General features: G+C 71.6%; 23 protein-coding genes and 1 other annotated feature. Of the genes, 14 read left to right on the forward strand and 9 right to left on the reverse strand.

Annotation, left to right across the window (positions count from 1 at the left end; translation table 11 throughout):
• Window positions 1-101 precede the first annotated feature (101 nt).
• Window positions 102-1,342 (reverse strand): IS3 family transposase gene (locus ABD401_RS23125; RefSeq protein ID WP_425566237.1). Its coding sequence is split into 2 segments (ribosomal slippage): window positions 102-1,060 and window positions 1,060-1,342, totalling 1,242 coding nucleotides; the frame shifts between segments, so codons are not numbered across the junction.
• Window positions 933-1,061: a sequence feature (AL1L pseudoknot), on the reverse strand. (Overlaps the previous gene by 129 nt.)
• A gap of 156 nt (window positions 1,343-1,498) precedes the next feature.
• Window positions 1,499-3,781, reverse strand: a complete 2,283-nt coding sequence (locus ABD401_RS23130; protein ID WP_344609356.1) for a HelD family protein — start codon at window positions 3,779-3,781, stop codon at window positions 1,499-1,501.
• Between the two features lie 223 nt (window positions 3,782-4,004).
• Between ABD401_RS23130 and ABD401_RS23135 the strand changes: the two genes are divergently transcribed.
• Window positions 4,005-5,291 (forward strand): MFS transporter, encoded by a 1,287-nt coding sequence (locus tag ABD401_RS23135; protein ID WP_344609231.1) that lies wholly within the window; start codon window positions 4,005-4,007, stop codon window positions 5,289-5,291.
• On the opposite strand, the gene ABD401_RS23140 is transcribed toward ABD401_RS23135, so the two are convergent.
• Complete coding sequence (locus ABD401_RS23140; RefSeq protein ID WP_344609233.1) at window positions 5,214-6,365, reverse strand: cystathionine gamma-synthase; 1,152 nt, start codon at window positions 6,363-6,365, stop codon at window positions 5,214-5,216. The two genes, ABD401_RS23135 and ABD401_RS23140, sit on opposite strands and share 78 nt — an antisense overlap.
• A gap of 113 nt (window positions 6,366-6,478) precedes the next feature.
• Between ABD401_RS23140 and msrA the strand changes: the two genes are divergently transcribed.
• The 5 genes from msrA (at window position 6,479) to ABD401_RS23165 (ending at window position 8,693) form a co-directional block, all read left to right on the forward strand.
• On the forward strand, window positions 6,479-7,123 hold the full coding sequence (gene msrA, locus ABD401_RS23145) for a peptide-methionine (S)-S-oxide reductase MsrA (protein WP_344609235.1): 645 nt from the start codon (window positions 6,479-6,481) through the stop codon (window positions 7,121-7,123).
• 192 nt (window positions 7,124-7,315) lie between these two features.
• The gene (locus tag ABD401_RS23150; RefSeq protein ID WP_344609237.1) at window positions 7,316-7,690 is read left to right on the forward strand and encodes a DUF6458 family protein; all 375 of its coding nucleotides are present in this window, start codon (window positions 7,316-7,318) and stop codon (window positions 7,688-7,690) included.
• 15 nt (window positions 7,691-7,705) lie between these two features.
• On the forward strand, window positions 7,706-8,065 hold the full coding sequence (locus tag ABD401_RS23155) for a hypothetical protein (RefSeq protein ID WP_344609239.1): 360 nt from the start codon (window positions 7,706-7,708) through the stop codon (window positions 8,063-8,065).
• Window positions 8,066-8,160: 95 nt separating this feature from the next.
• Window positions 8,161-8,400, forward strand: coding sequence for a DUF6458 family protein (locus tag ABD401_RS23160; RefSeq protein ID WP_344609241.1), 240 nt, complete (start codon window positions 8,161-8,163; stop codon window positions 8,398-8,400).
• Between the two features lie 74 nt (window positions 8,401-8,474).
• A complete protein-coding gene (locus tag ABD401_RS23165) occupies window positions 8,475-8,693 on the forward strand; it encodes a DUF6458 family protein (protein WP_344609243.1) in 219 nt (72 codons plus the stop codon).
• 62 nt (window positions 8,694-8,755) lie between these two features.
• Here ABD401_RS23165 and ABD401_RS23170 read toward each other — a convergent pair whose 3' ends face one another.
• Entirely contained in the window at window positions 8,756-9,646 is an 891-nt protein-coding gene (locus ABD401_RS23170; protein WP_344609244.1) for an alpha/beta hydrolase, read from the reverse strand.
• A 92-nt stretch (window positions 9,647-9,738) separates the two neighbouring features.
• Between ABD401_RS23170 and ABD401_RS23175 the strand changes: the two genes are divergently transcribed.
• The 5 genes from ABD401_RS23175 (at window position 9,739) to ABD401_RS23195 (ending at window position 13,663) form a co-directional block, all read left to right on the forward strand.
• Complete coding sequence (locus ABD401_RS23175; protein WP_344609246.1) at window positions 9,739-10,380, forward strand: TetR/AcrR family transcriptional regulator C-terminal domain-containing protein; 642 nt, start codon at window positions 9,739-9,741, stop codon at window positions 10,378-10,380.
• A gap of 69 nt (window positions 10,381-10,449) precedes the next feature.
• Window positions 10,450-11,772, forward strand: a complete 1,323-nt coding sequence (locus ABD401_RS23180; protein WP_344609248.1) for a cytochrome P450 — start codon at window positions 10,450-10,452, stop codon at window positions 11,770-11,772.
• Between the two features lie 165 nt (window positions 11,773-11,937).
• Window positions 11,938-12,528, forward strand: coding sequence for a hypothetical protein (locus ABD401_RS23185; RefSeq protein ID WP_344609250.1), 591 nt, complete (start codon window positions 11,938-11,940; stop codon window positions 12,526-12,528).
• An 89-nt stretch (window positions 12,529-12,617) separates the two neighbouring features.
• On the forward strand, window positions 12,618-13,157 hold the full coding sequence (locus ABD401_RS23190) for an allene oxide cyclase barrel-like domain-containing protein (protein WP_344609252.1): 540 nt from the start codon (window positions 12,618-12,620) through the stop codon (window positions 13,155-13,157).
• On the forward strand, window positions 13,154-13,663 hold the full coding sequence (locus tag ABD401_RS23195) for a hypothetical protein (protein ID WP_344609254.1): 510 nt from the start codon (window positions 13,154-13,156) through the stop codon (window positions 13,661-13,663). The genes ABD401_RS23190 and ABD401_RS23195 overlap by 4 nt, the downstream gene beginning before the upstream one ends.
• A gap of 148 nt (window positions 13,664-13,811) precedes the next feature.
• Here the strand turns inward: ABD401_RS23195 and ABD401_RS23200 are convergent, their stop codons facing one another.
• On the reverse strand, window positions 13,812-15,179 hold the full coding sequence (locus ABD401_RS23200) for a cystathionine beta-synthase (RefSeq protein ID WP_344609256.1): 1,368 nt from the start codon (window positions 15,177-15,179) through the stop codon (window positions 13,812-13,814).
• Window positions 15,180-15,403: 224 nt separating this feature from the next.
• On the opposite strand from ABD401_RS23200, the gene ABD401_RS23205 reads away from it, so the two are divergent.
• Window positions 15,404-16,426, forward strand: a complete 1,023-nt coding sequence (locus ABD401_RS23205) for an SGNH/GDSL hydrolase family protein (protein ID WP_344609258.1) — start codon at window positions 15,404-15,406, stop codon at window positions 16,424-16,426.
• A gap of 22 nt (window positions 16,427-16,448) precedes the next feature.
• Here ABD401_RS23205 and ABD401_RS23210 read toward each other — a convergent pair whose 3' ends face one another.
• A complete protein-coding gene (locus ABD401_RS23210; RefSeq protein WP_344609260.1) occupies window positions 16,449-16,844 on the reverse strand; it encodes a hypothetical protein in 396 nt (131 codons plus the stop codon).
• 246 nt (window positions 16,845-17,090) lie between these two features.
• Here ABD401_RS23210 and ABD401_RS23215 point away from each other — a divergent pair, with 246 nt between their 5' ends.
• Complete coding sequence (locus ABD401_RS23215; RefSeq protein WP_344609262.1) at window positions 17,091-17,321, forward strand: DUF4287 domain-containing protein; 231 nt, start codon at window positions 17,091-17,093, stop codon at window positions 17,319-17,321.
• A 100-nt stretch (window positions 17,322-17,421) separates the two neighbouring features.
• Here the strand turns inward: ABD401_RS23215 and ABD401_RS23220 are convergent, their stop codons facing one another.
• The 3 genes from ABD401_RS23220 to ABD401_RS23230 form a co-directional block, all read right to left on the reverse strand.
• Window positions 17,422-18,216 (reverse strand): Bax inhibitor-1/YccA family protein, encoded by a 795-nt coding sequence (locus ABD401_RS23220; RefSeq protein ID WP_028984398.1) that lies wholly within the window; start codon window positions 18,214-18,216, stop codon window positions 17,422-17,424.
• A gap of 150 nt (window positions 18,217-18,366) precedes the next feature.
• Complete coding sequence (locus tag ABD401_RS23225; RefSeq protein ID WP_019872876.1) at window positions 18,367-18,639, reverse strand: hypothetical protein; 273 nt, start codon at window positions 18,637-18,639, stop codon at window positions 18,367-18,369.
• Between the two features lie 311 nt (window positions 18,640-18,950).
• A complete protein-coding gene (locus ABD401_RS23230) occupies window positions 18,951-19,283 on the reverse strand; it encodes a hypothetical protein (protein WP_344609267.1) in 333 nt (110 codons plus the stop codon).
• Window positions 19,284-19,549: 266 nt separating this feature from the next.
• Here ABD401_RS23230 and ABD401_RS23235 point away from each other — a divergent pair, with 266 nt between their 5' ends.
• Window positions 19,550-20,257: an HNH endonuclease family protein gene (locus ABD401_RS23235; protein WP_425566238.1), complete on the forward strand. Its 708-nt coding sequence runs from the start codon at window positions 19,550-19,552 to the stop codon at window positions 20,255-20,257.
• Window position 20,258: the final 1 nt, after the last annotated feature.

A 20,258-nucleotide genomic window follows, 5' to 3' on the forward strand; every position in this document is an offset into this window, starting at 1 on the left:
ACTCCGTCGGACCGGGGCCTAAGGCCTGGGCGGACAAGTCACCCCAAGACACGAGGTCGGTCTGAACCGCCCCGGAGTGTCCGGAGGCCCGGTTTCTTGGCTCAGCCGGTTGGCATGAGCTGGCTTCGTGCAGCGTAATGAAACTCTTCCACGGCTCGCGGTGTCATGTCGTCGATCGATTCGTGGAGGCGCTCGTTGTTGAACCAGTCGACCCAGTTCAAGGTCTCGTGCTCGACGTGCTCGACATCGCGCCAGGGGCCTTGGGGACGGATCAGTTCGGTCTTGTAGAGCCCGATCTGGGACTCGGCGAGCGCGTTGTCATAGGCGTCGCCCACCGAACCGACCGAGGAATCCACGCCGGCCTCGATGAGCCGGTGGGTGAAGGCGAACGAGGTGTACTGACTGCCGGCATCGGTGTGGTGCACGAGGCCGGCCAGGTCGGTGACGCCTCGCTGGCGGCGGGTCCAGAGGGCGTGCTCGAGGGTGTCGAGCACGAGTTCGGTGGTCATCCTGGTGGCGGCACGCCAGCCGACGATCATCCGGGAGAACACGTCGAAGATGAAGGCGACGTAGACCGTGCCGGACCAGGTCGCCACGTAGGTGAAGTCGGCGACCCAGAGCTGGTTCGGCGCGAACGCGGTGAAGTCGCGCTCGACCAGATCGGCGGGCCGCCGATCGTTGTCGCCCGCGATCGTGGTGCGGATCTTCTTGGCCCGCAACGCCCCGGCCCAGCCCTGTTGGGCATACAGCCGCTCAACGGTGCAGCGCGCGACGTCGTGGCCCTGGCCGCGCAGGTGCAGCCACATCTTGCGCGGACCGAAGTTGACGAACAACTTCTGGCGAGCCCGCTCGGCCACGATCAGCTCGACGATCTGCGCATCGCGCAGGTCCCGGCGCGAGGGCTGGCGAGACACCGCCTCGTAGTAGGTGCTCGGGGCGATCTTGATCCCGTGCTCGGTGAGCACGCGACAGATCGGCTCGACCCCGAACTCGTCCTTGTGCAGGCGGACGTAGTCGATCAGGACCGGAAGGGGCGGTCGAGCTCCGCCGCAAAGAAAGCCGACGCGCTCTTGAGGATCTCGTTCGCCCGGCGCAGCTCGGCGACTTCCTTCTTCAGCTCGCGGATCTCGGCGATCTCGTCGCTGGTCTTGCCCGGCCGCACGCCACCGTCGACTTCGGCCTGCCGCACCCACTTACGCAGCGACTCCGGCGAAGCGATGCCGAGCTTGCCGGCGATCGAGCGGATCGCCTCGTACTCGCTGCCGTACTCGGACTTGGACTCGGACACCATGCGGACCGCGCGCTCACGCAACTCACGCGGATACTTCGAGGGACGCGCCATGAGAGAGATCCTTCCAACGAAAGGACTCTCCGGACTTGCCGGGGCGGTTCAGTCACCCCTGGAGTCACGCCCGAAGCCATAGCCACAGCCCACCACAAACGGCTCAGGCTGCAGAGGCGACTTTCACAGTCACCCCTTGTGGATGCGGGGCGGCCGCTAAGCCCAGCCGTCGGGGGCGGCGAGGGAGGCCGGGAGATCCCGGGTGTGGAGGACGCCGAGGTGGGTGGTCGCGCGGGTGAGGGCGACGTAGAGGTCGCTGCGGCCGCGGGCGGAGGCCTCGACGATCGCCGCCGGCTCGACGACGATCACGGTGTCGAACTCCAGGCCCTTGGACTGACCCACCGTCAGGACGACGACGCGTGCGCGGAGGTCCGGGCCGTGGGGGCCGACGGTGGCGAGCCCCTCGACGTCTTCGAGTGCGGCCCAGGCCTCGGCCTCGGCGCCGGCGGCGACGAGGACGGCGACGTTGCCGTCACCGCCGGCGAGGGCGGCGTCGACGGCCTTGCGCAGGCGGGTGCCGAGGTCGGCCGGGTCGACGGCCTCCTTCCACGGCAGCTCGCCGACGGTGCGGACCGAGCGGGGCGGGGTCGCGTCGGGGTCGATCTCGGCGAGGACGCGGCCGGCGATCGCCATCACCTCGGACGGCGCGCGGTAGTTCACCGTCAGCTCCGCGACGCGCCAGTTGCCGTCACGGACGTACGGGCCCAGCACGTCGCCCCAGGACAGCGCGCCACCGGGTGACGAGCTCTGGAACAGGTCGCCGACGATCGTCATCGACCGCGTCGGGATGCGGCGCATCAGCGCCCGCCACGCCATCGCGGTGAGCTCCTGCGCCTCGTCGACGATGACGTGGCCGTAGACCCAGGTCCGGTCGGCGGCGGCGCGCTCGACGGGAGTGCGGTCGTCGATCTCCTCCATGCGGCCGGCGAGCCCGCGACCGGAGACGACGTCGAACACCGACAGGACCTCGGCGGCCTCGTCGGAGTCGGCCTCGTCCTCGATGTCCGTCGAGCGGGAGCCCTGGGCGATCGCGAGCACGCCCTCGGCGTACTCCTCGAGCTCGCGGCGCTCGGCCTCCAGGGCGCGGGCCCGGGCCTCGGCGGCGTGGTCGGGCAGATTGCCGAGCAGCTCGGCGGCCTCGTCGAGCAGCGGGACGTCGGCGTCGCTCCAGCCCAGCCCCCGGCGGCGGACCAGGAGTGCCCGCTCGGCGTCGGTCAGCATCGGCGCGGCCGCGGCGATCCGGTCCGGGTCGGCGAACAGGCCACCGATCAGGTCCTCCGGCGTCAGCCACGGCCAGACCGACTCGACCGCGGCGAGGATCGCCGGCTCGTCCGCGAGCTCGGACCGCAGATCGGCCTGGTCGTGCTCGTCGAGGAGGTTGCGCCCGCCGCGCGGGTCCCCGCCGACCTGGGCGACGTAGTGCTTGGCGAACGCGTCGACCAGGCGACGCTGCACGTTCGGCCGGGCCTCGTTGTGCAGGCGCCCGCTGCGGCGGGCCGAGTCGGCGATGCGCCGGCAGGCCCGTGCGTCGACGCGCAGCTCGTAGCCCGCGTGCCGGACCCGCAGCCCGTCGGCCGGCGGCTCCTGCCGGGCCCGCAGCGCGGCGGCGACGACCTCGGCCATCACGAGCCGGCCCTTGAGCTCGGCGACCTCGGGCGTCTCGGTGAGGTTCGGCTCGAGGTCGGGGATCAGGCCGCCGATGCTGCGCAGCAGCACGTCCGTCTCGCCGAGGCTGGGCAGCACCTGGCCGATGTAGTCGCAGAACGTCGGGCTCGGGCCGATCACCAGCACGACGCGGCGGGCGAGCACGTCGCGGTGCGCGTAGAGCAGGTACGCCGCGCGGTGCAGCGCGACGGCGGTCTTGCCCGTCCCCGGCCCACCGGCGACGACGAGGACGCCCTGCCGCTCGGCCCGGATGATCCGGTCCTGCTCGGCCTGGATGGTCTCGACGACGTCACCCATCCGGCCGGTCCGCGCGGCCGAGAGCGCGGACAGCAGCGCCGCCTCGCCGACGAGTTCCCCCGTCCAACGGGACGCGGCGTCCGCGTCGAAGATCTCGTCGGAGACGCTGGTCACCGTCCGCCCCGACGTCGCGATCCGGCGCCGGCGGCCGACGCCCGCGGGCTCGACCGCGGTCGCGAGGTAGAACGGCTGGGCGGCGGGGGCGCGCCAGTCCAGGAGCAGGGGCTCCTCGATCGCGCCGTCCCGGTGCTGCAGCCCCACGCGGCCGACGTAGCGGGTCGGGCCGTCGGTGAGATCGAGACGGCCGAAGCACAGGCCGCGCGCCGCGGCGTCGAGCGCCGCGAGCCGCTGGGCGTGCAGGGCGTTGAAGGCGTCGCGCTCGACCGCGGCCTGGGGTGTGTTGCCCGCCTTGCGCTCGACCGAACGCCGGCGCTCGGCGGCGTCGGCACGGACCTCGTCGAGCCGGTCGTAGAGCATCGAGACGTAGGCCTGCTCCTTGGCGACCTCAGCCTCGGCGACCGCGCGTTCCGTCGTCACGCCACCCCTTCGTCGAACCGTTCCGCCCGCGCGGGCAGAACGGTCAAGTCTAGGTCCCGGGCGCGGGGCGTGCGCCCGGGAAGAAACCGGCGGGGGCTCGGAGTTGCCCCGAGGTGCCTGCCCTCCCGAGCCCCGGCGTGCTCCGTGCGAGCATGACCCCGCGATGCGCTCACTGATCCAGCGGAGGTTCGCCGCCTCCGAGATGCCCCGCGAGGTCTGGGTCCTGGCGGCCGTCGCGTTCTCCGTCGCCCTCGGGTTCGGCATCGTCGCGCCGGTCATCCCGATCTTCGCCCGCGAGTTCGGGGTCGGGGAGACCGCCGCCGGGCTCGTCATCAGCGCCTTCGCGTTCATGCGGCTGTGCTTCTCCCCCGCCGGCGGCGCGCTGGTCAACCGCTTCGGCGAGCGCGTGATCATGGCGACGGGCATCGGCATCGTCGCCGTCTCCAGCCTGCTCACCGGCCTGGCGCAGAACTACGGGCAGATGCTCTCGCTCCGGGCGGCCGGCGGCGTGGGCTCGGTGATGTTCAGCGTCTCCGCGCAGAGCCTGCTGCTCCGGTCGGTCGCGCCCCGCATGCGCGGCCAGGCGAGCAGCAAGTTCTACGGCGGCTTCCTGCTCGGCGGCCTGACGGGTCCGGTGTTCGGCGGCATTCTCGGCGGGATCTCGCTGCGCCTGCCGTTCTTCATCTACGCCGGGACGCTCGCTCTCGCCGGCACCATCGCGATGGTCTTCCTGCACCGCTCGGAGCGCGCCGCCGAGGCGGCGTCGACGACGGCCGTCCCGGTCACGACGCTGCGGACGGCGCTGCGCGACAAGGCCTACCAGGCCGCGCTCACGGTCAACGCCGGCACCGGGTGGGCGATCTTCGGCATCCGCAGCTCCCTGGTGCCGCTGTTCGTCGTCGAGGCCCTGCACCGCGGCCCGCTCTGGGTCGGTATCGGCCTGCTCGTCGGAGCGGTCGTCGACGTCGTCCTGCTGCAGAAGACCGGCAAGCTCGCCGACACCGTCGGCCGGCGCCCGATGCTGCTCGGCGGCACGGGCCTGGGCGCGACGGGCGCCCTGACCCTCGCGTTCGCCCCCAACCTGCCGATGTACCTGATCGGCATGGCGGTCATCGGCGCGGCGGCGTCGATGCTCTCGGTGGGGCCGTCGGCCGTCGTCGGCGACGTCGTCCAGGGCCGAGGCGGCACGGTCGTCTCCACCTTCGGCATGGCGAGCGACCTCGGCGCGGTCGTCGGCCCGCTCGCCGCCGGCGCCCTCGCGGAGCACGTCGGTTACGGGACGGCGTTCACCTCGACGGCCCTGGTGCTGATGATCGGCTTCGCGATGGCGCTGCGGATGCCCGAGACCGTGCACCGGTCCAGGCCGGTGGACTCAGCCGAGAGCACGCCGCAGGTCGGCGAGGAGGTCGTCGACGTCCTCGATGCCGACGGAAAGTCGCACCAGATCTGACGGCACCTCAAGTTCAGACCCGGCCACGGACGCGTGGGTCATCCGCCCCGGGTGCTCGATCAGTGACTCGACGCCGCCGAGCGACTCCCCGAGCGTGAACAGCTTCGCCCGCTCGCAGACCGCGAGGGCGTCGGACTCCCCGCCGACGACCCGGAACGAGACCATCCCGCCGAAACCGCGCATCTGCTTGGCCGCCACGTCGTGGCCGGGGTGGTCGGGCAGCCCCGGGTAGAAGACGTGCGTGACGTTGCGGTGGCTCGTGAGCAGGTCGACGACGGCCGCGGCGTTGGAGCAGTGCTTCTCCATCCGCACCGCGAGGGTCTTGATGCCGCGCAGCACCAGCCAGGAGTCGAACGGTCCGGCGACGCCGCCGATCGCGTTCTGGTGGTAGGCCAGCTCATCCCCGAGAGCCGCGTCGGAGACGACGAGCGCGCCGCCGACCACGTCCGAGTGCCCGCCGAGGTACTTCGTCGTCGAGTGCATGACGATGTCCGCGCCGAGCTCGAGCGGCGTCTGCAGGTAGGGCGAGGCGAAGGTGTTGTCGACGGCCAGCTTCGCGCCGGCGCCGTGCGCGATCTCCGCGAGCGCCGCGATGTCGGCGATCCCGAGCAGCGGGTTGGTCGGGGTCTCGCACCAGATCAGCTTGGTCGTCGGGCGGATCGCGGCCCGGACGGCGTCGAGGTCGCCGAGCGGGACCGGCGTGTACTCCAGCCCCCACTTGGCGTGCACCCGCGCGAACAGGCGGTACGTCCCGCCGTACGCGTCGCCGGGGATGATCACGTGGTCGCCGGGCGCGCACACGGTGCGCAGCAGCGTGTCGGTGGCCGCGAGTCCGGACGCGAACGCCAGCCCACGGACGCCCCGCTCGATCGAGGCCAGGCACTCCTCCAGCGCGGTCCGGGTCGGGTTCGCGCTGCGGCTGTACTCGTAGCCGCCGCGCAGCCCACCGACGCCGTCCTGCTTGAACGTCGAGACCGCGTAGATCGGGGGCACCACCGCTCCGGTGGCCGCGTCGGGCTCCTGACCGGCGTGGATGGCGCGGGTGGCGAAACCGTGGGTGCTCTCCTCAGACATGCCGCCACGCTAGCCCGCCGTAAGCCCCACGTAACCGTAGGGAGCGGAACAGCGCTCGACCGGGCAGAGTTGTCCCAGGCGTCGGAGCGATTCCGACCCACAGGGAGGTCAGCATGTTGTTCGGACGCGGCGCCAAGCAGGTCATGGTCACCCCGGAGGAGGCGCTCCCCGGCCGGCCCGAGCGTCCGTACGCGGTGCCGGAGCGGCACGCCGTCAACGGGAACCCGCTCGAGGGTCCGTACCCGGACGGGTTCGAGGTCGCGATCTTCGGTCTGGGCTGCTTCTGGGGCGCCGAGCGCAAGTTCTGGCAGACCGACGGCGTCTGGGTGACGGCCGTCGGCTACACCGGCGGGTTCACCCCGAACCCGACGTACGAAGAGACCTGCACCGCGCGCACCGGCCACACCGAGGCCGTGCTGGTCGTCTTCGACCCGGCGAAGATCTCCTACGCCGACCTGCTCGTGAAGTTCTGGGAGATCCACGACCCGACGACTCCGAACCGCCAGGGCAACGACATCGGGACCCAGTACCGCTCGGCGATCTACACGACCACCGAGGAGCAGGCGAAGACCGCCCAGGAATCCGCGGCGACCTACCAGGGCGCCCTGACCCGGGCCGGTCTGGGCGAGATCACCACCGAGATCGCCCCCGCGGGGCCGTTCTACTTCGCCGAGGACTACCACCAGCAGTACCTGGCAAAGGTCCCCCACGGGTACGACTGCCACGCCGAGACCGGGGTCAAGTTCCCCCGCGACTGACCCGCCCCGCCTGCACTGGAGATGACATCTCCAGTGCAGGCGCCCCTTCCCGGTGGAGATGTCATCTCCAGTGGGGGCGACGGGGGTCACAGGGAGCGCCGAAACGATCTTGAGTTTTCGCCCCGGCACCTCGGGCAGGCCCTTCGTGGACGCCGCTCACACCCGAGCGGCCGGGAACGGAAGGGGGCCGGCATGAACCTCGGTGCCGGCATTGCGGTGATCGCGTTCGGAGCGGTGCTCGCCTTCGCGGTGAACTCCTCCGGCGGGGCGATCGACGTCTCGGTGGTCGGGTGGATCGTCATGCTCGCCGGCGTGGCCTACCTGCTGGTCGAGATGAACTACTTCGGGCCGCGGCGGCGCGGAGTCGCGCGGCCGACGGTGCTGCGGCGCCGCGTCCCTCGGACGGTCGTCGTCGAGGACGCCCCGGTCGAGTCCGTCCGCGTGATCGAGTCGGCCCCGGAGACGGTGGTCGTCGAACAGCCCTACGTCGAGGGCGTCGCGGGCGCCGACGGCGCTGTGGGGTCCGACACCTGGTACTACGACGACCCCCGGATCCCGAACCGCTGACCGTAAGATCGCGCTGTGCCGGTGAATGTCGAGGTCAGCGCGTCCGAAGTTCGAGTGCAGTTCCTGGGTCGTGACCGATGGTGGACCCTGTCGAAGGGTCTGACGATCCCTCAGGAGCGCATCGCCGCCGTGTCCGTCCTGCCGTTGGCGCAGGCGAAGAAGGAGTGCTCCTGGCTCCGCCTGCCCGGCACGCACTGGCCGGGGCGCATCCAGGCCGGCTCCTACGGCCTGGGCGACAAGCGCCAGCTCTGGTGCGTCCGCCGCGGGCCCGAGGTCCTCGTGATCGACCTGCACGGACGCCCGTACTCACGGGTGGTCGTGGAGATCCCGAATCCGACCGAAATGGCCAAGAAAGTCAACGCCCAGCGCGCGTAACCCGCGGCACAGCAGCGTTTGCCCACTCCCGCCCCGGGCAGCCCATCCGAGCACGCCGCCCACGCCCGGGCGGCCCGAGGGCAAGGGGGCACAGCATGGGTATCGGCGTTGGCATCTTCCTCGCCGCGATCGGAGCCGTCCTGGCGTTCGCCGTCGAGGACACCGTCCGGAACGTCGACCTGTACGCCGTCGGCTGGATCCTGATGATCGCCGGCGCGGTCAGCGTCCTGCTCGACCTCGTGATCTTCGCTCCGCGCCGCCGCGCGTACGTCGACACCGCCGCGGCGCCGGTCGTCGAGGAGCGTCGTGTGTACGAGGACCGTCCGCGCTACTGAGCGGCCGATCCGACCGTTCGTCCCACACAGACCTGTTCGCCGCTTCCGAGCGGCCTGATCGAGAGGAGCCCCGCATGGGTATCGGGGTTGGCGTTTTCCTGGCAGCCATCGGCGCGGTCCTGGCCTTCGCCGTCCAGGACAACATTTCGGACGTGGACCTGACCGCCGTCGGTTACATCCTGATGGTCGCCGGTGTCGTCGGTGTCCTGCTGGAGCTGATGCTCTTCGCGCCGCGCCGCCGCGCGGGTGGCGTCGTCGAGGAGCGTCGCGTCTACGACGAGCCGCGTCGCTGACCAACGGCAGCGCAGACAGCACGAGGCCCCCGGTCGAGTTCGACCGGGGGCCTCGCTGCGTCCTACAGGTGCTCGAGGAACCAGTCGCGGGCCGGGGCCGAGGCCTGCTCGAACCCGTCGACGTAGGCGTCGAAGTGCCCGCCCGGCAACAGCACGAGCTTCTTCGGCTCCTTCGCCTGGGCGTAGGCGTCCAGCGCGAGGTGAGCCGGCGTCAGATGGTCCTCGCGGGCGACCAGCATCAGCAGCGGCGTCGGGCTGATCCGGGCCACGTAGCTGATCGGCTCGTACTCCCCCAGCATCTCGACGGTCCGCAGGGTGACCTCGTTGCGCCAGGACGGGGCGCGCTTGGCGGCCGTCTCGGTGAACCACGCCCACGAGTCCGCGGTCGGGAGCGCGGAGGGTGCCATCGGGTCCTCGGCGACGACCGGCACCATGGCGGGCGGCTCGCCGGCGAACCGCGCCGCGCGGTCGGCGTCGAACATCGCCCGGAAGCCGGCGCGCAGGTCGGCCCGGACGAGCTCGCCGATGTTGGCGGACCCACTGGCCAGCGGCACCTGCGACACGACGGCCTTGATGCGCCGGTCGATGGCCCCGAGCACGAGCACGTGCCCGCCCGAGTAGCTCGAGCCCCAGACGCCGACGCGGTTCGCGTCCACCTCGGGCAACGTGCCGGCGTAGGTGATGGCGTGCCGGTAGTCGCGGACCTGCTGCCACGGGTCGGTCTCGCAGCGCGGTTCACCGTCGCTGGCGCCGTAGTTGCGGTTGTCGAACACCAGCGCGTTCAGGCCCGCGGCCGCGAAGACCTCCGCGAACGCGTCGAGATACATCTCCTTGACGGCCGAGAAGCCGTGGGCCATCACCACCGTCGGGCCGGGGTTGTCGGTCGCGGCGTAGAACCAGCCGCGCAGCGTGACCCCCTCGGCGTTGAACTCGATGTCGCGTCGTCCGGTCATGTCGCCTCCGTGAGCTCCGTTGCTCGAATGTCCCGCCACCCTGACACGGCGGCCGTCGTGTCCGGAATTTTCCGGCGCGACATACTCGGTCCGTGACGAGCGCAGCCGAGAACGAACGCGGCCGGCTCTCCCGGGACGTCATCGTCGCCACCGCGGTCCGGTTGATCGAGAGCGACGGGGAGGCCGCGGCCTCGATGCGCCGCATCTCCGCCGAGCTCGGCGTCGCCGCGATGTCGCTGTACAACCACGTGCCGAACAAGGCCGCGCTGCTCGACGCCGTCGGTGAGTTCGTCCGCGGCCAGATCGTCCTGCCGACCGACCCCGGCCTCGACTGGGAGGCTCGCGCCCGCGAGATGGTGCGCGCCTTCCGCGACGTCGTCGAGCGGTACCCGCGGTGCGTCGAGCTGATGATGGCGCGCGCCCCGTCCTCGCTGGTCGGCCTCGAGCCGCTCGAGTACGCCCTCGAGATGGCCGAGCAGGCCGGCTTCACCGGCCGGGACGCGCTGCGCGTGGTCCGGGCGTTCGTCGCCTACGCGATCGGCGCGACGACGACGGCCGCCCACCGGGCCCGGGCCGTCGAGTCGCTCCCGGCGACGGCCCCCGACCCGGCGGTGCTCGCGCGCTACCCACGCATCGCCGCGCTCGGGGTGGACGTGACCGTCGACGAGACCGACTTCGACTTCGGCCTCGACCTGCTCATCGACGCGGTGACCCACCTGCGCGGAAGCCGTTGACGCCGTTCGCCCGAAATGCGACCCTGGTCGGACTTACGGTGTAAGTCTGGCGCCCGGGGAGGCCCGGAAATGGTTGTGAAGTCCGCTGTCCGGTGGGGAGTGCGCCACGGTCTGGCGCAGGTGGCGATCAAGAAGGGTGCCCGCAGCGGCGACCCGCACGGCCGTCTGGTGCTCGGCGGCAGCGACATCGACCCGCACCCGATCTACGACGAGATGCGTGCGCGGGGCCCGGTCACGATGGGCGCGTTCGCGATGGTCACCGCCCGGCACGGCGTGATCACCGACATCCTCAAGAGCGACGACTTCGCCGCCGGGCTCCCCCTGGAGGCCCTGCCCCGCCCGATCGCCGCCGCCGGCCGCTGGGCGCTCGACGAGCAGAACCCGGGCCCGGTCGAGCCGCCGTCGCTGCTGGTGATCAACGGCGTCGACCACATGCGCCTGCGCAAGCTGGTCAGCCGGGCGTTCACGGCCCGCGCGGTCGACGCGCTCGGGACGGACATCGAGAACGTCGCGGGCGCCCTGCTCGACCGCCTGGAGCGCGAGCACCCCGGCGGCGGGCGCGCCGACCTCGTCCACTCCTACGCGCACGCCCTGCCGGTGCAGATCATCGCCAAGATCCTCGGCGTCCCGGTCTCGATGCAGGACACGTTCCTGCGCTGGGGCGACGACCTCGCCTCCAGCATCGACATCGGCGTCGGGTTCAAGCAGTTCCGGCGCTCCGAGCAGGCCCTGCGCTCCCTGAACGCCTGGCTGCGTCAGCACTGCGCCGAGCTGCGCCGCAACCCCGGCGACGACCTGCTCAGCCGCGTCGTCCTCGCCGGCGAGTCCGACGACAGCGAACTCACCGACGCCGAGTTGATCGCGCTCGCCGGCCTGGTGCTCGCCGCGGGCTTCGAGACGACGGTGAACCTGATCGGCAACGGCGCGGTGCTGATGTTCGAGCACCCCGAGCAGCGGGAGATCCTCCGGTCCGACCCGTCGCTGTGGCGCAACGCGGTCGAGGAGGTCCTGCGCTTCGACTCCCCCGTCCAGAACACCGCCCGCCACGCGGTCCGGGACACGACGGTGGCCGGCATCCCGATCCGGCAGAACGTCCTGATCGCCCTGATGCTCGCCGGGGCGAACCGGGACCCGGAGGTCTTCGCGAACCCGCACACCTTCGACGTCACCCGCGCGAACGCCAAGGACCACCTCTCGTTCTCGGCCGGCCCGCACTACTGCCTGGGTGCCGCGCTGGCGCGCATGGAGGGCGAGATCGGCCTGCGGATGCTCTTCGAGCGGTTCCCCGACCTCCGGGCCGACGGGCCCGCCCAGCGGCGTCCGACGCGGCTGCTGCACGGCTGGGCGTCGGTCCCGGTCCGGCTCGGCAGCACGGTGAGCACCCCGGCCTGAGCGCCCGGCCTGGGCAACAATTCGGGCAATCCGGTCGAAAACTACTCGGCTTTGGGCGAACCTTTCCCCTGCCTCGAGTGATCCTGCGGTGGTCACACCCATCACACGAGGACCCTGGGACCACACGCCCCAGGGCTGCCCTCGTGGGCCCCGCGAAGGATCTGCATGACCCGCCCGCACCACCGGTCCCCGTACCGGCAGACCCCGACCCCCGCCCAGGGGCCGCAGCGCCGTTCCCGCGCGCGCCGCGCCACCCGGATGACGGTCGGCGTCACGCTCCTGCTCGCGGTCGCCACCGGCGTCACCGTCGGTGCGGCTGCCTACTCCCGCAACGTCGCGACCGAGAACACCGGCATCGCCCGCACCGCGGCCGAGCCGCCGGCCGTCCGGGACACCGACGTCGCCCGCTCCAGCACCGAGGCCCGCGACCTGGCCGAGATGGGCCAGTCGCGCGAGGTCATCCCGGGGCTCGCGGTCACGATCGGCGACCTGCGCGTCTTCACCGACCCCTCGGGCCTGCCGGCGACGACCCTGCCGCTGCAGGTGCTCAACACCGGCGACCTCACCCGCTCGTTCGACATCACGATCGTCGCGCTGTCGGACAAGGGCGAGATCATCACCAGCGACGTCGGCACCGCCGCGAACCTGCGGCCCGGCCAGGCCGCGGAGCTGCAGGTTCTCGAGCTGGTCGGGCCGGAACTGGCGGAGCGGCTCCAGGCCGCGTCGTTCCGGATCGACGAGGCGTACGCCTACTGACCGTTCCGCCGGCTGTCCCCGCGGCGAGCCCATCCCCGCCGGCTCAGGGCGGGCTGCCATGATGCGCCCGGACGTCGGAGGGACAGATCATGCGTTTCCGGGTGCAGCAGCGCCGTGCCGCCACACGCACGGCCGCCGTGGGGACCGTCGCGGCGGTGACGCTGGGCGCGATCGTCACGTCGGGGGCCGCGAGCTCCCGCGCGGCGGACGCGCCCGCGAACGAGACCCTGCAGTTCGCGGCCGTCTCCGTCCAGAGCATCCGGCTCAACGTCGGGGCCCCGGCCGCCACGATCGGTGACCGCCTGGTCTTCTCCCACACCCTCACCAAGGCCGACAAGACCGAGGGTCTGTCCGGCGTCGAGTGCATCCTCACCTCGGTGACGAACTCGAAGGCGAAGGCCAAGCAGAAGGCGGCCACGAGCGCGCGGTCCCACTGCGTCGCGACGATCGTCCTGACGGATGGTCAGATCGCTGCGCAGGGCCTGACCGCACTGACCGAGCCCGGCGGCAACTTCGAGCTGGCCGTCACCGGTGGGACGGGCCGCTTCACCGGCGCCGCCGGGACCCTGCGCAAGGGCGGCGGCAAGGACAAGGGCACCTACACGATCACCCTCGTTCCCCGCCGATGAAGCTGAAGAAACCCATCCTCGCCACCATCGGCGCGCTCACCGCGTTCGCCGTGATCGCGGGCCCGCTCGCCCTCGCCCGCAAGGACAGCGATCCCCGCGTCGTCGCCCCCACCCCGCGGGTCCTGACGGCGACGGAGCAGGTGAGCAAGGACCGCGACATCCGCCCCACCGGCTCCAGCCTCGGCGACGAGTTCGTGCTCAGCCAGTCCCTGACCGAGGGCGGCGTCGCCGTCGGCACGGCGGACACCTCCTGCACGTTCGTCCGCGTCGTCCGCGAGGACGGCAAGGCCACCCCGCTCGCGATCAGCCTCCAGTGCACCGGCGTCGCCGAGATCGGCCCGGACCTGCTGCTGTTCCAGGGCGTGAACTCGTTCTCCCCGACCTCGCCGAGCGTCAGCCGCTTCGTCGTCACCGGCGGCACCGGGAAGTTCCGCGACGCCCGCGGCGAGGTCCGCGTCACCGAGACCGGCAAGGGCACCAGCGCGATCGCCCTCGACCTCGCCTGACCTGACCCCGCCTGACCCCGCCTCCCCGCCCCTCCGGTGGAGATGACATCTCCACCGGAAAAGGCTCATTGCAGTGGAGATGTCATCTCCACCGAAAAGCGCCCACCGCAGTGGAGATGTCATCTCCACTGCAGGGGGCTGAGGGCGACTAGGAGGCGAGGTAGCCCAGCAGGTCCTGGCGGGTGATGACGCCGACGGGCTTGCCGTCGACGAGGACGACGAGGGCGCCGGCGTGCTCGAGCTCGTGGATCGCCTGGGAGACCGGTTCGCCGGAGCCGATGATCGGCAGCGGCGGCATCATGTGCTGCTCGAGCCGGTCGGAGAGGGACGCAGCGCCGGCGAAGAGCTTGTCGAGCAGGTCCCGCTCCCCGACCGCACCGACGATCTCGGCGGCCATGACCGGCGGCTCGGCCCGGACGACCGGCATCTGGGAGACGCCGTACTCGCGGATGACGTCGATCGCCTCGCGGACGGTCTCGTTCGGGTGCATGTGCACGAACTCGGGCGTCGGGCTGCCGGCCTTGCGGGCGAGGACCTCGCCGACCGTCACCTCGCCGCCGGCGGAGATGAAGCCGTAGTCGGCCATCCAGTCGTCGTTGAAGATCTTCGACAGGTAGCCGCGGCCGGAGTCCGGCAGCAGGACCACGACGACGTCGTCGGGCCCGGCCTTCTCGGCGGCGCGCAGCGCCCCGGCGACCGCCATGCCGCAGGACCCCCCGACCAGCAGGCCCTCCTCGCGCGCGAGGCGGCGGGTGAGGGTGAAGGAGTCGGCGTCGGAGATCGCGTAGATCTCGTCGGCGATCCCGCGGTCGTAGGTGGTCGGCCAGAAGTCCTCGCCGACGCCCTCGACCAGGTACGGCCGGCCGGTCCCGCCGGAGTACACCGAGCCCTCGGGGTCGGCGCCGATGACCTTCACGCGGCCGTTCGAGACCTCCTTGAGGTACCGCCCGACGCCGCTGATGGTTCCGCCGGTGCCCATGCCGGCGACGAAGTGCGTCACGCGGCCCTCGGTGGCCTCCCAGATCTCCGGGCCGGTCGTCTCGTAGTGCGACCGGGGGTTGTTGGGGTTGGAGTACTGGTCGGGCTTCCAGGCCTTCGGTCGCTCGCGGACGAGCCGGTCCGACACCGAGTAGTACGAGCGCGGGTCCTCGGGCGCGACCGCGGTCGGGCAGACGACGACCTCGGCGCCGTACGCGCGCAGGGTGTTGATCTTGTCCGTCGAGACCTTGTCCGGGACGACGAAGACGCACGAGTAACCCCGCTGCTGGGCGACCAGCGCGAGCCCGACGCCGGTGTTGCCCGAGGTCGGCTCGACGATCGTCCCGCCGGGCTGGAGCTCGCCGCTCTGCTCCGCGGCGTCGATCATCCGCGTCGCGATCCGGTCCTTCACCGACCCGCCGGGGTTGAAGTACTCGACCTTGGCCAGCACCAGCGGCGCCAGGCCCTCGGTGACGCGGCTCAGTTTGACCAGCGGCGTGTTCCCGACGAGGTCGATCAGTGACTCCACGTAACGCAACGCGTGCCCTCCCCAGCTCACCTGACGGGACGTCCGGCCGATCAATGGATCACCCGAACGTCTCGACCTTCGTCAGGAACGTGCAACGGAATGTCAATTGCCCAACGCCACCCTAGGGCCGGGACCTACGTTCGGAATCCGGACTCTCCCTGGTGTCGGCACCAGGGCGGGACGGGCGGACGAGGCAGCCGGGGGGGGCTTCTCGCACGTCGAGGAGGTGCGCGATGACGCGTAACTTGGGCACGCGGGTGCTGCAGGCAGCCGCGCTGGGGAGCACGGGAGTGGCTCTCACCGGCGCCGGGCTGGTCGGCGTCCTGTTCACCGAGGCCAAGCTGGCCCGCCACTGGGTGGGCAAGCCGACCGGTGAGCCGCCGTTCGCCGACGGTGTCTACGGCTCCGGCCGTGGGCGCGAGATCTCCATCGCCATGCTCGGCGACTCCATGGCCGCCGGCCTCGGCGTCGCCACCGCCGCCGAGACCCCGGGCGCGCTGATCGCCACCGGACTGTCCGAGCGCGCCGGCGCTCCGGTCCGCCTCACCAACGTCGCCAAGGTCGGCGCGCAGAGCTCGGACCTGGACCGCCAGGTCGACCTCGCGCTCGCCGCCCAGCCCGACCTCGCGCTGATCATGATCGGCGCCAACGACGTCACCCACCGCATCCAGCCCTCGCTGGCCTGCGCGCAGCTGGAGGCGGCCGTCCGCCGTCTGCGCGCCACCGGCTGCGAGGTCGTCGTGGGGACCTGCCCCGACCTCGGGACCATCGAGCCCATCGCCCAGCCGCTGCGCTGGATCGCGCGGCGCTGGAGCCGCCAGCTCGCCGCGGCGCAGACGATCGTCGTCGTCGAGGCCGGCGGGCGGACCGTCTCCCTCGGCGACCTGTGCGCCGGTGCCTTCCGCGAGAACCCCCGCGAGATGTTCTCCGCGGACCGGTTCCACCCCTCCGCCGCCGGTTACGCCGCGGCGGCCATGGCCATCGTTCCGTCGGTGAGCGCGGCCCTGGGCCACGTCCCCGTCGGCGAGGTCGTGCTGGACCCGGCCCGCGAGGAGGGCATGCTCCCGGTCGCGTTCGCCGCGGTCGAGGCCGCCGACCGTCCGGGCACCGAGGTCGCCCCGGCCGAGGCCGGTCGCCTCGAGGGCGGCCGCCGCTGGGCGCTGCTACGGCACCGCCGGCGCACCGAGCTCCCCGAGGACACGCACGACGGGGCCACCGAGACCGCCGACGAGCACTCGACCGCGACGGCGGCCTGAGAACGGCTCTCCGGCCGGCCGGTCAGACCTGGGCTCCCAGGGCTCGGGTCCGCTCGGCCAGGGCCGCCAGGACGTCCCCGAGGGGCCGCCGGGCGCCCTCCCACCACACGTCCGTGCCCGGGTCCAGCCCGGCCGCCGCGGCGGTCAGGTCGTGCGCCGTGACCGTCACCTGATCGGCGACGGCGAAGACACTCAGCGTGGGCACCGGACGCAGCGCCGGCGGGACGTCCGCGACCCGGGACTCGACGCCGGCCGCGGCGTCCGCGAGGTCCTGGGCGAGGGCGTGCGCCGCGTCGGCCACCCGCCTCAGCCTGCTCTCAGGCATTCGGCGCAGGCGGTCGGCGATCTCGCCGATCCCGACCGTTTCGTCCCACGCGGGGGTCGACCCGGCGTCACCGTCGGTGTCGGCTCCGTCCACCGCAACGTCCTCCGTTCGGCCCCGTGTCGTCACACAGACCGAGGGTATGAGCAGCGCTGCGCCCCGCCCGCAGACGGCGCGGTCGGGGCTGCCAGATCCATCCGACGGACCACGGCGAAGAAACGGAGGTCGACGTCGATCACACCTTGTGCGGCCGGTCGGCGTCGGGCACCCTCGTACCACCGGCAAGCCCAGTTCGTTCGTACCTTCGGTCCACCCCGATTACGCGACGTGAGAGGCGGTCCCATGTCCCTTCACCACTCCGAGGAGACGCATCAGAACCTGTTGGCCCGGGTTCCCGGAGTCACAGGACGAGAACTCCCCGAGTGGTTCCGCGAACTTGAGGAAGGCCCCTCCTTCCTGAGGTTCGACGAGCGGGTGACGTGGCTGCGGGACGAGCACGGTCTCGCCCATGGTCACGCCACCGCGATCGTGCACGAGCACGATCTCAAGCGCGCGCACCGTTCGTTCCTGTAACGAGCAGCGCGAGCCACCAACGCGAATCGGCCCCCGACCTTCGAGGTCGGGGGCCGATCGCGTTACTGCGTTCGGGTGACTGCGGGAGTCACCGCAGGTGCTACTCGCTGCGCAGGATGCTGATCAGGCGGAGCAGCTCCAGGTACAGCCAGACGATCGTGACGGTGAGGCCGAAGGCCGCACGCCACGACTCGATCTGCGGCGCGCCCATCCGGATGCCGTTCTCGACCATGTCGAAGTCGAGGGCGAGGAACAGGCTGGCGAGCACCACACCGATCGCCGCGGTGGCGAGACCCATGCCGCCGCCCCAGGCGTTGAAGCCCGAGTCGAACAGGTGCAGCAGCAGGTTGCCGAACATCAGGATCATGTAGGCGACGGTCGCCGCGATCAGGATCTTCGTGAAGCGGGCGGTGACCCGGATCTTGCCGCTCTTGTAGAGGGCGAGCATGACGCCGAAGACGATCGCGGTGCCGGCCACGGCCTGCACGACGACGCCGTCGAGGTTCGGGTCGGACGTCTCGATGGCGCGGGAGACCGCACCGAGGAAGACGCCCTCGACCGCCGCGTAGGCCATGATCAGCGGCGGGCTGGGGACCTGCTTGAACGAGTTCACCATCGCGAGGCCGAAGCCCACGAGGGCGGCGACGATCGCGAGGCCGAAGCCGACCTCGGCGAACCACGCCGCGGCACCGGTGGCGACTGCGATGACCAGCAGCAGCCCGGTGCGGGAGATGACGTCGTCCAGCGTCATCGGCTGGGTCGAGACGGGACCGGACGGCGAGAACTGGCGCCGCAGGCCGTCGGGGGCCTGGGTCTCCGGTTCGGTCCGGAACGTCGCGTAGCCGTTTCGGCTGAACACGTCCTGGCGGGAAAGGACGGGGTTCGAGCTTTGCATGGGAGGGCACCTCCGTGGGCCCGCAGGGTGCTGGACCGATGCCCAGCGTAGGGGTCTGCTATTTCCAGAACGCGGAACTACCCCGGGGCGTTCCGGGACGGGGCTGTGACGTGGATATGGGATCGCGGTGCGAACTCTTCCAGGTCGGGCTCAGGACCGGGACGCGGCCGCCGCGGCGTCGGCCTGCGCGATGAGCAGCGCGGCCAGGCGGCGGGCCTCGTCCGGGAGCAGGTAGCTGGACAGCTCCAGGTACCGGCCGGACTCGTCGGTGTCGGCTTGGTCCGTCAGGCCGAGGACCACGTAGTGGGTCTCCTCGGGCGTGCCCGGATCCATCTCGTGGCCGCCGACGGTCAGATAGGTCCGGTGGTCGTCCTTCGGGATCAGCGCAGCGCTGTAGTCGGTCGGGCTGACGATCTCGCTCATGTGGGCCTCACCCCGCGTCAGCGGTGCTTGATCAACTGTTCCTGATCGAACTCTGCTTGATCAAAAACGGGCATCTACCTGCGCAAATGCCGTCGTTAAGGGGTATCACAAAAATTCGTTGATCGTGCTTCCGCCACGCCGCTGCCCGGTGTAGGGCGTGTCATGCCGGCGGGGCCACGTGACGCCCGTCCGAGTCCGGCCCGGAGACGGCGAAGGCCCCGGACCGCACGGTCCGGGGCCTTCGTTCGTGACGCTGCGTGACGTCGCCGGGTGGTACGCGGCGGCGTCGGGTCGGCCGGTCCGGCGCTGGATCAGCCGGTGCGCTGCGGGCCGATTAGGCGCCGCTGCGCGGTGTCCCAGCGCTTCCAGGCCTCGTCCAGGTTCGCGGACATCTCGGCCAGGGTGAGCCCGGCGTAGGTGTCCTCCCCGGCCTGCGTGGTCTTGGTGATGACGCTGATGGCCCGCACGACCTCGGAGTACGCCATCGCGGCGTCCTCCAGGTCCCGCGCCTCCTGGACCGGGTCCACCTCGCGCCGCGGCGCGATCAGCTTGCCCACCGGCGCCGCGGTCTCGGACGCCTCGGACGGTTCGGCCAGGACCTCGCTCCGGGCCCGACCGAAGCCCAACTTGGTCTTTCCGCTCATCTGAAGCCCCCTTCAAACCCGGAGAACCGGGTACCCATCGTGACGTACCCGGCACTCTCCGCCGCGTACTTGACACTGGTGTCGCGAAACTGCTGTGACAGGAGAGGTTCGGCGCTCCCCCACGCCGGCGTTCTCCCCGAGGTGTCCAGATTGCTCCCTGACGCACCCTTCACGGATCGGCCGAGCGGGCACAAGCCACCTCAACCGTTCGGCCCAGCCGGCCCGTCACTGCGCGTGAAACGTTGCTCCCGCCCGATCATGGGTGTGTGCGAATCCCGGCCCGGACCGTGCTCACGGTGGCGGCGGCGGTGCTGTTCGGCAGCACCGCGTGCGAGCCGGACACCGCCGGCTCCGGTGCGGCCGACGTACGCCCCGCGCCGGCACCGAGCGCCGTGGCCGGCTCGGCCCGGGCGGCACTGGCGACGCTGGAGGTGAAGGGACGCGCCCCGCTGACCGGCTACGAACGCGACGCCTTCGGCCCAGCCTGGGCCGACGTCGACCGCAACGGGTGCGACACCCGCAACGACGTCCTTCGTCGGGACCTCCGCGCCGTCGTCCTCAAGCCAGGGACGCGGGACTGCGTGGTGCTCTCCGGTGTCCTCGATCCCGAGCCGTACACCGGACGCATCGTGAGCTTCCTCCGCGGCGAGCAGACCAGCCCGCTGGTGCAGATCGACCACGTCGTCGCGCTCGCCGACGCCTGGGTCACGGGCGCGTTCGCGTGGGACGGCGAGCGCCGCCGCGTGTTCGGGAACGACCCGCTGAACCTGCTCGCCGTCGACGGCACCGCCAACAACCGCAAGGGCAGCGGTGACGCCGCGACCTGGCTCCCCCGTGCCGCGTACCGCTGCGCCTACGTGGCCCGGCAGATCGCGGTGAAGGCGAAGTACCGGCTCTGGGTGAAGCCGGCCGAGCGGGACGCGATGAACCGTGTCCTCGCCTCCTGCCCGGACCAACCGGTCCCGACGTCCTGAG

The sequence above is a fragment of the Sporichthya brevicatena genome (assembly GCF_039525035.1).
Classification (GTDB): Bacteria; Actinomycetota; Actinomycetes; order Sporichthyales; family Sporichthyaceae; genus Sporichthya; species Sporichthya brevicatena.

What these genes read in the sequence shown, in the direction of transcription:
- ABD401_RS23130 (WP_344609356.1), bottom strand. Translation starts at nt 3,781, where the DNA reads ATGCTCTACGACCGGCTCGACGAGGTCCGTGCCGACGCCGCCGAGCGC.
- ABD401_RS23135 (WP_344609231.1), top strand. Translation starts at nt 4,005, where the DNA reads ATGCGCTCACTGATCCAGCGGAGGTTCGCCGCCTCCGAGATGCCCCGC.
- ABD401_RS23140 (WP_344609233.1), bottom strand. Translation starts at nt 6,365, where the DNA reads ATGTCTGAGGAGAGCACCCACGGTTTCGCCACCCGCGCCATCCACGCC.
- msrA (WP_344609235.1), top strand. Translation starts at nt 6,479, where the DNA reads ATGTTGTTCGGACGCGGCGCCAAGCAGGTCATGGTCACCCCGGAGGAG.
- ABD401_RS23150 (WP_344609237.1), top strand. Translation starts at nt 7,316, where the DNA reads ATGAACCTCGGTGCCGGCATTGCGGTGATCGCGTTCGGAGCGGTGCTC.
- ABD401_RS23160 (WP_344609241.1), top strand. Translation starts at nt 8,161, where the DNA reads ATGGGTATCGGCGTTGGCATCTTCCTCGCCGCGATCGGAGCCGTCCTG.
- ABD401_RS23165 (WP_344609243.1), top strand. Translation starts at nt 8,475, where the DNA reads ATGGGTATCGGGGTTGGCGTTTTCCTGGCAGCCATCGGCGCGGTCCTG.
- ABD401_RS23170 (WP_344609244.1), bottom strand. Translation starts at nt 9,646, where the DNA reads ATGACCGGACGACGCGACATCGAGTTCAACGCCGAGGGGGTCACGCTG.
- ABD401_RS23180 (WP_344609248.1), top strand. Translation starts at nt 10,450, where the DNA reads ATGGTTGTGAAGTCCGCTGTCCGGTGGGGAGTGCGCCACGGTCTGGCG.
- ABD401_RS23185 (WP_344609250.1), top strand. Translation starts at nt 11,938, where the DNA reads ATGACCCGCCCGCACCACCGGTCCCCGTACCGGCAGACCCCGACCCCC.
- ABD401_RS23190 (WP_344609252.1), top strand. Translation starts at nt 12,618, where the DNA reads ATGCGTTTCCGGGTGCAGCAGCGCCGTGCCGCCACACGCACGGCCGCC.
- ABD401_RS23195 (WP_344609254.1), top strand. Translation starts at nt 13,154, where the DNA reads ATGAAGCTGAAGAAACCCATCCTCGCCACCATCGGCGCGCTCACCGCG.
- ABD401_RS23205 (WP_344609258.1), top strand. Translation starts at nt 15,404, where the DNA reads ATGACGCGTAACTTGGGCACGCGGGTGCTGCAGGCAGCCGCGCTGGGG.
- ABD401_RS23215 (WP_344609262.1), top strand. Translation starts at nt 17,091, where the DNA reads ATGTCCCTTCACCACTCCGAGGAGACGCATCAGAACCTGTTGGCCCGG.
- ABD401_RS23220 (WP_028984398.1), bottom strand. Translation starts at nt 18,216, where the DNA reads ATGCAAAGCTCGAACCCCGTCCTTTCCCGCCAGGACGTGTTCAGCCGA.
- ABD401_RS23225 (WP_019872876.1), bottom strand. Translation starts at nt 18,639, where the DNA reads ATGAGCGAGATCGTCAGCCCGACCGACTACAGCGCTGCGCTGATCCCG.
- ABD401_RS23230 (WP_344609267.1), bottom strand. Translation starts at nt 19,283, where the DNA reads ATGAGCGGAAAGACCAAGTTGGGCTTCGGTCGGGCCCGGAGCGAGGTC.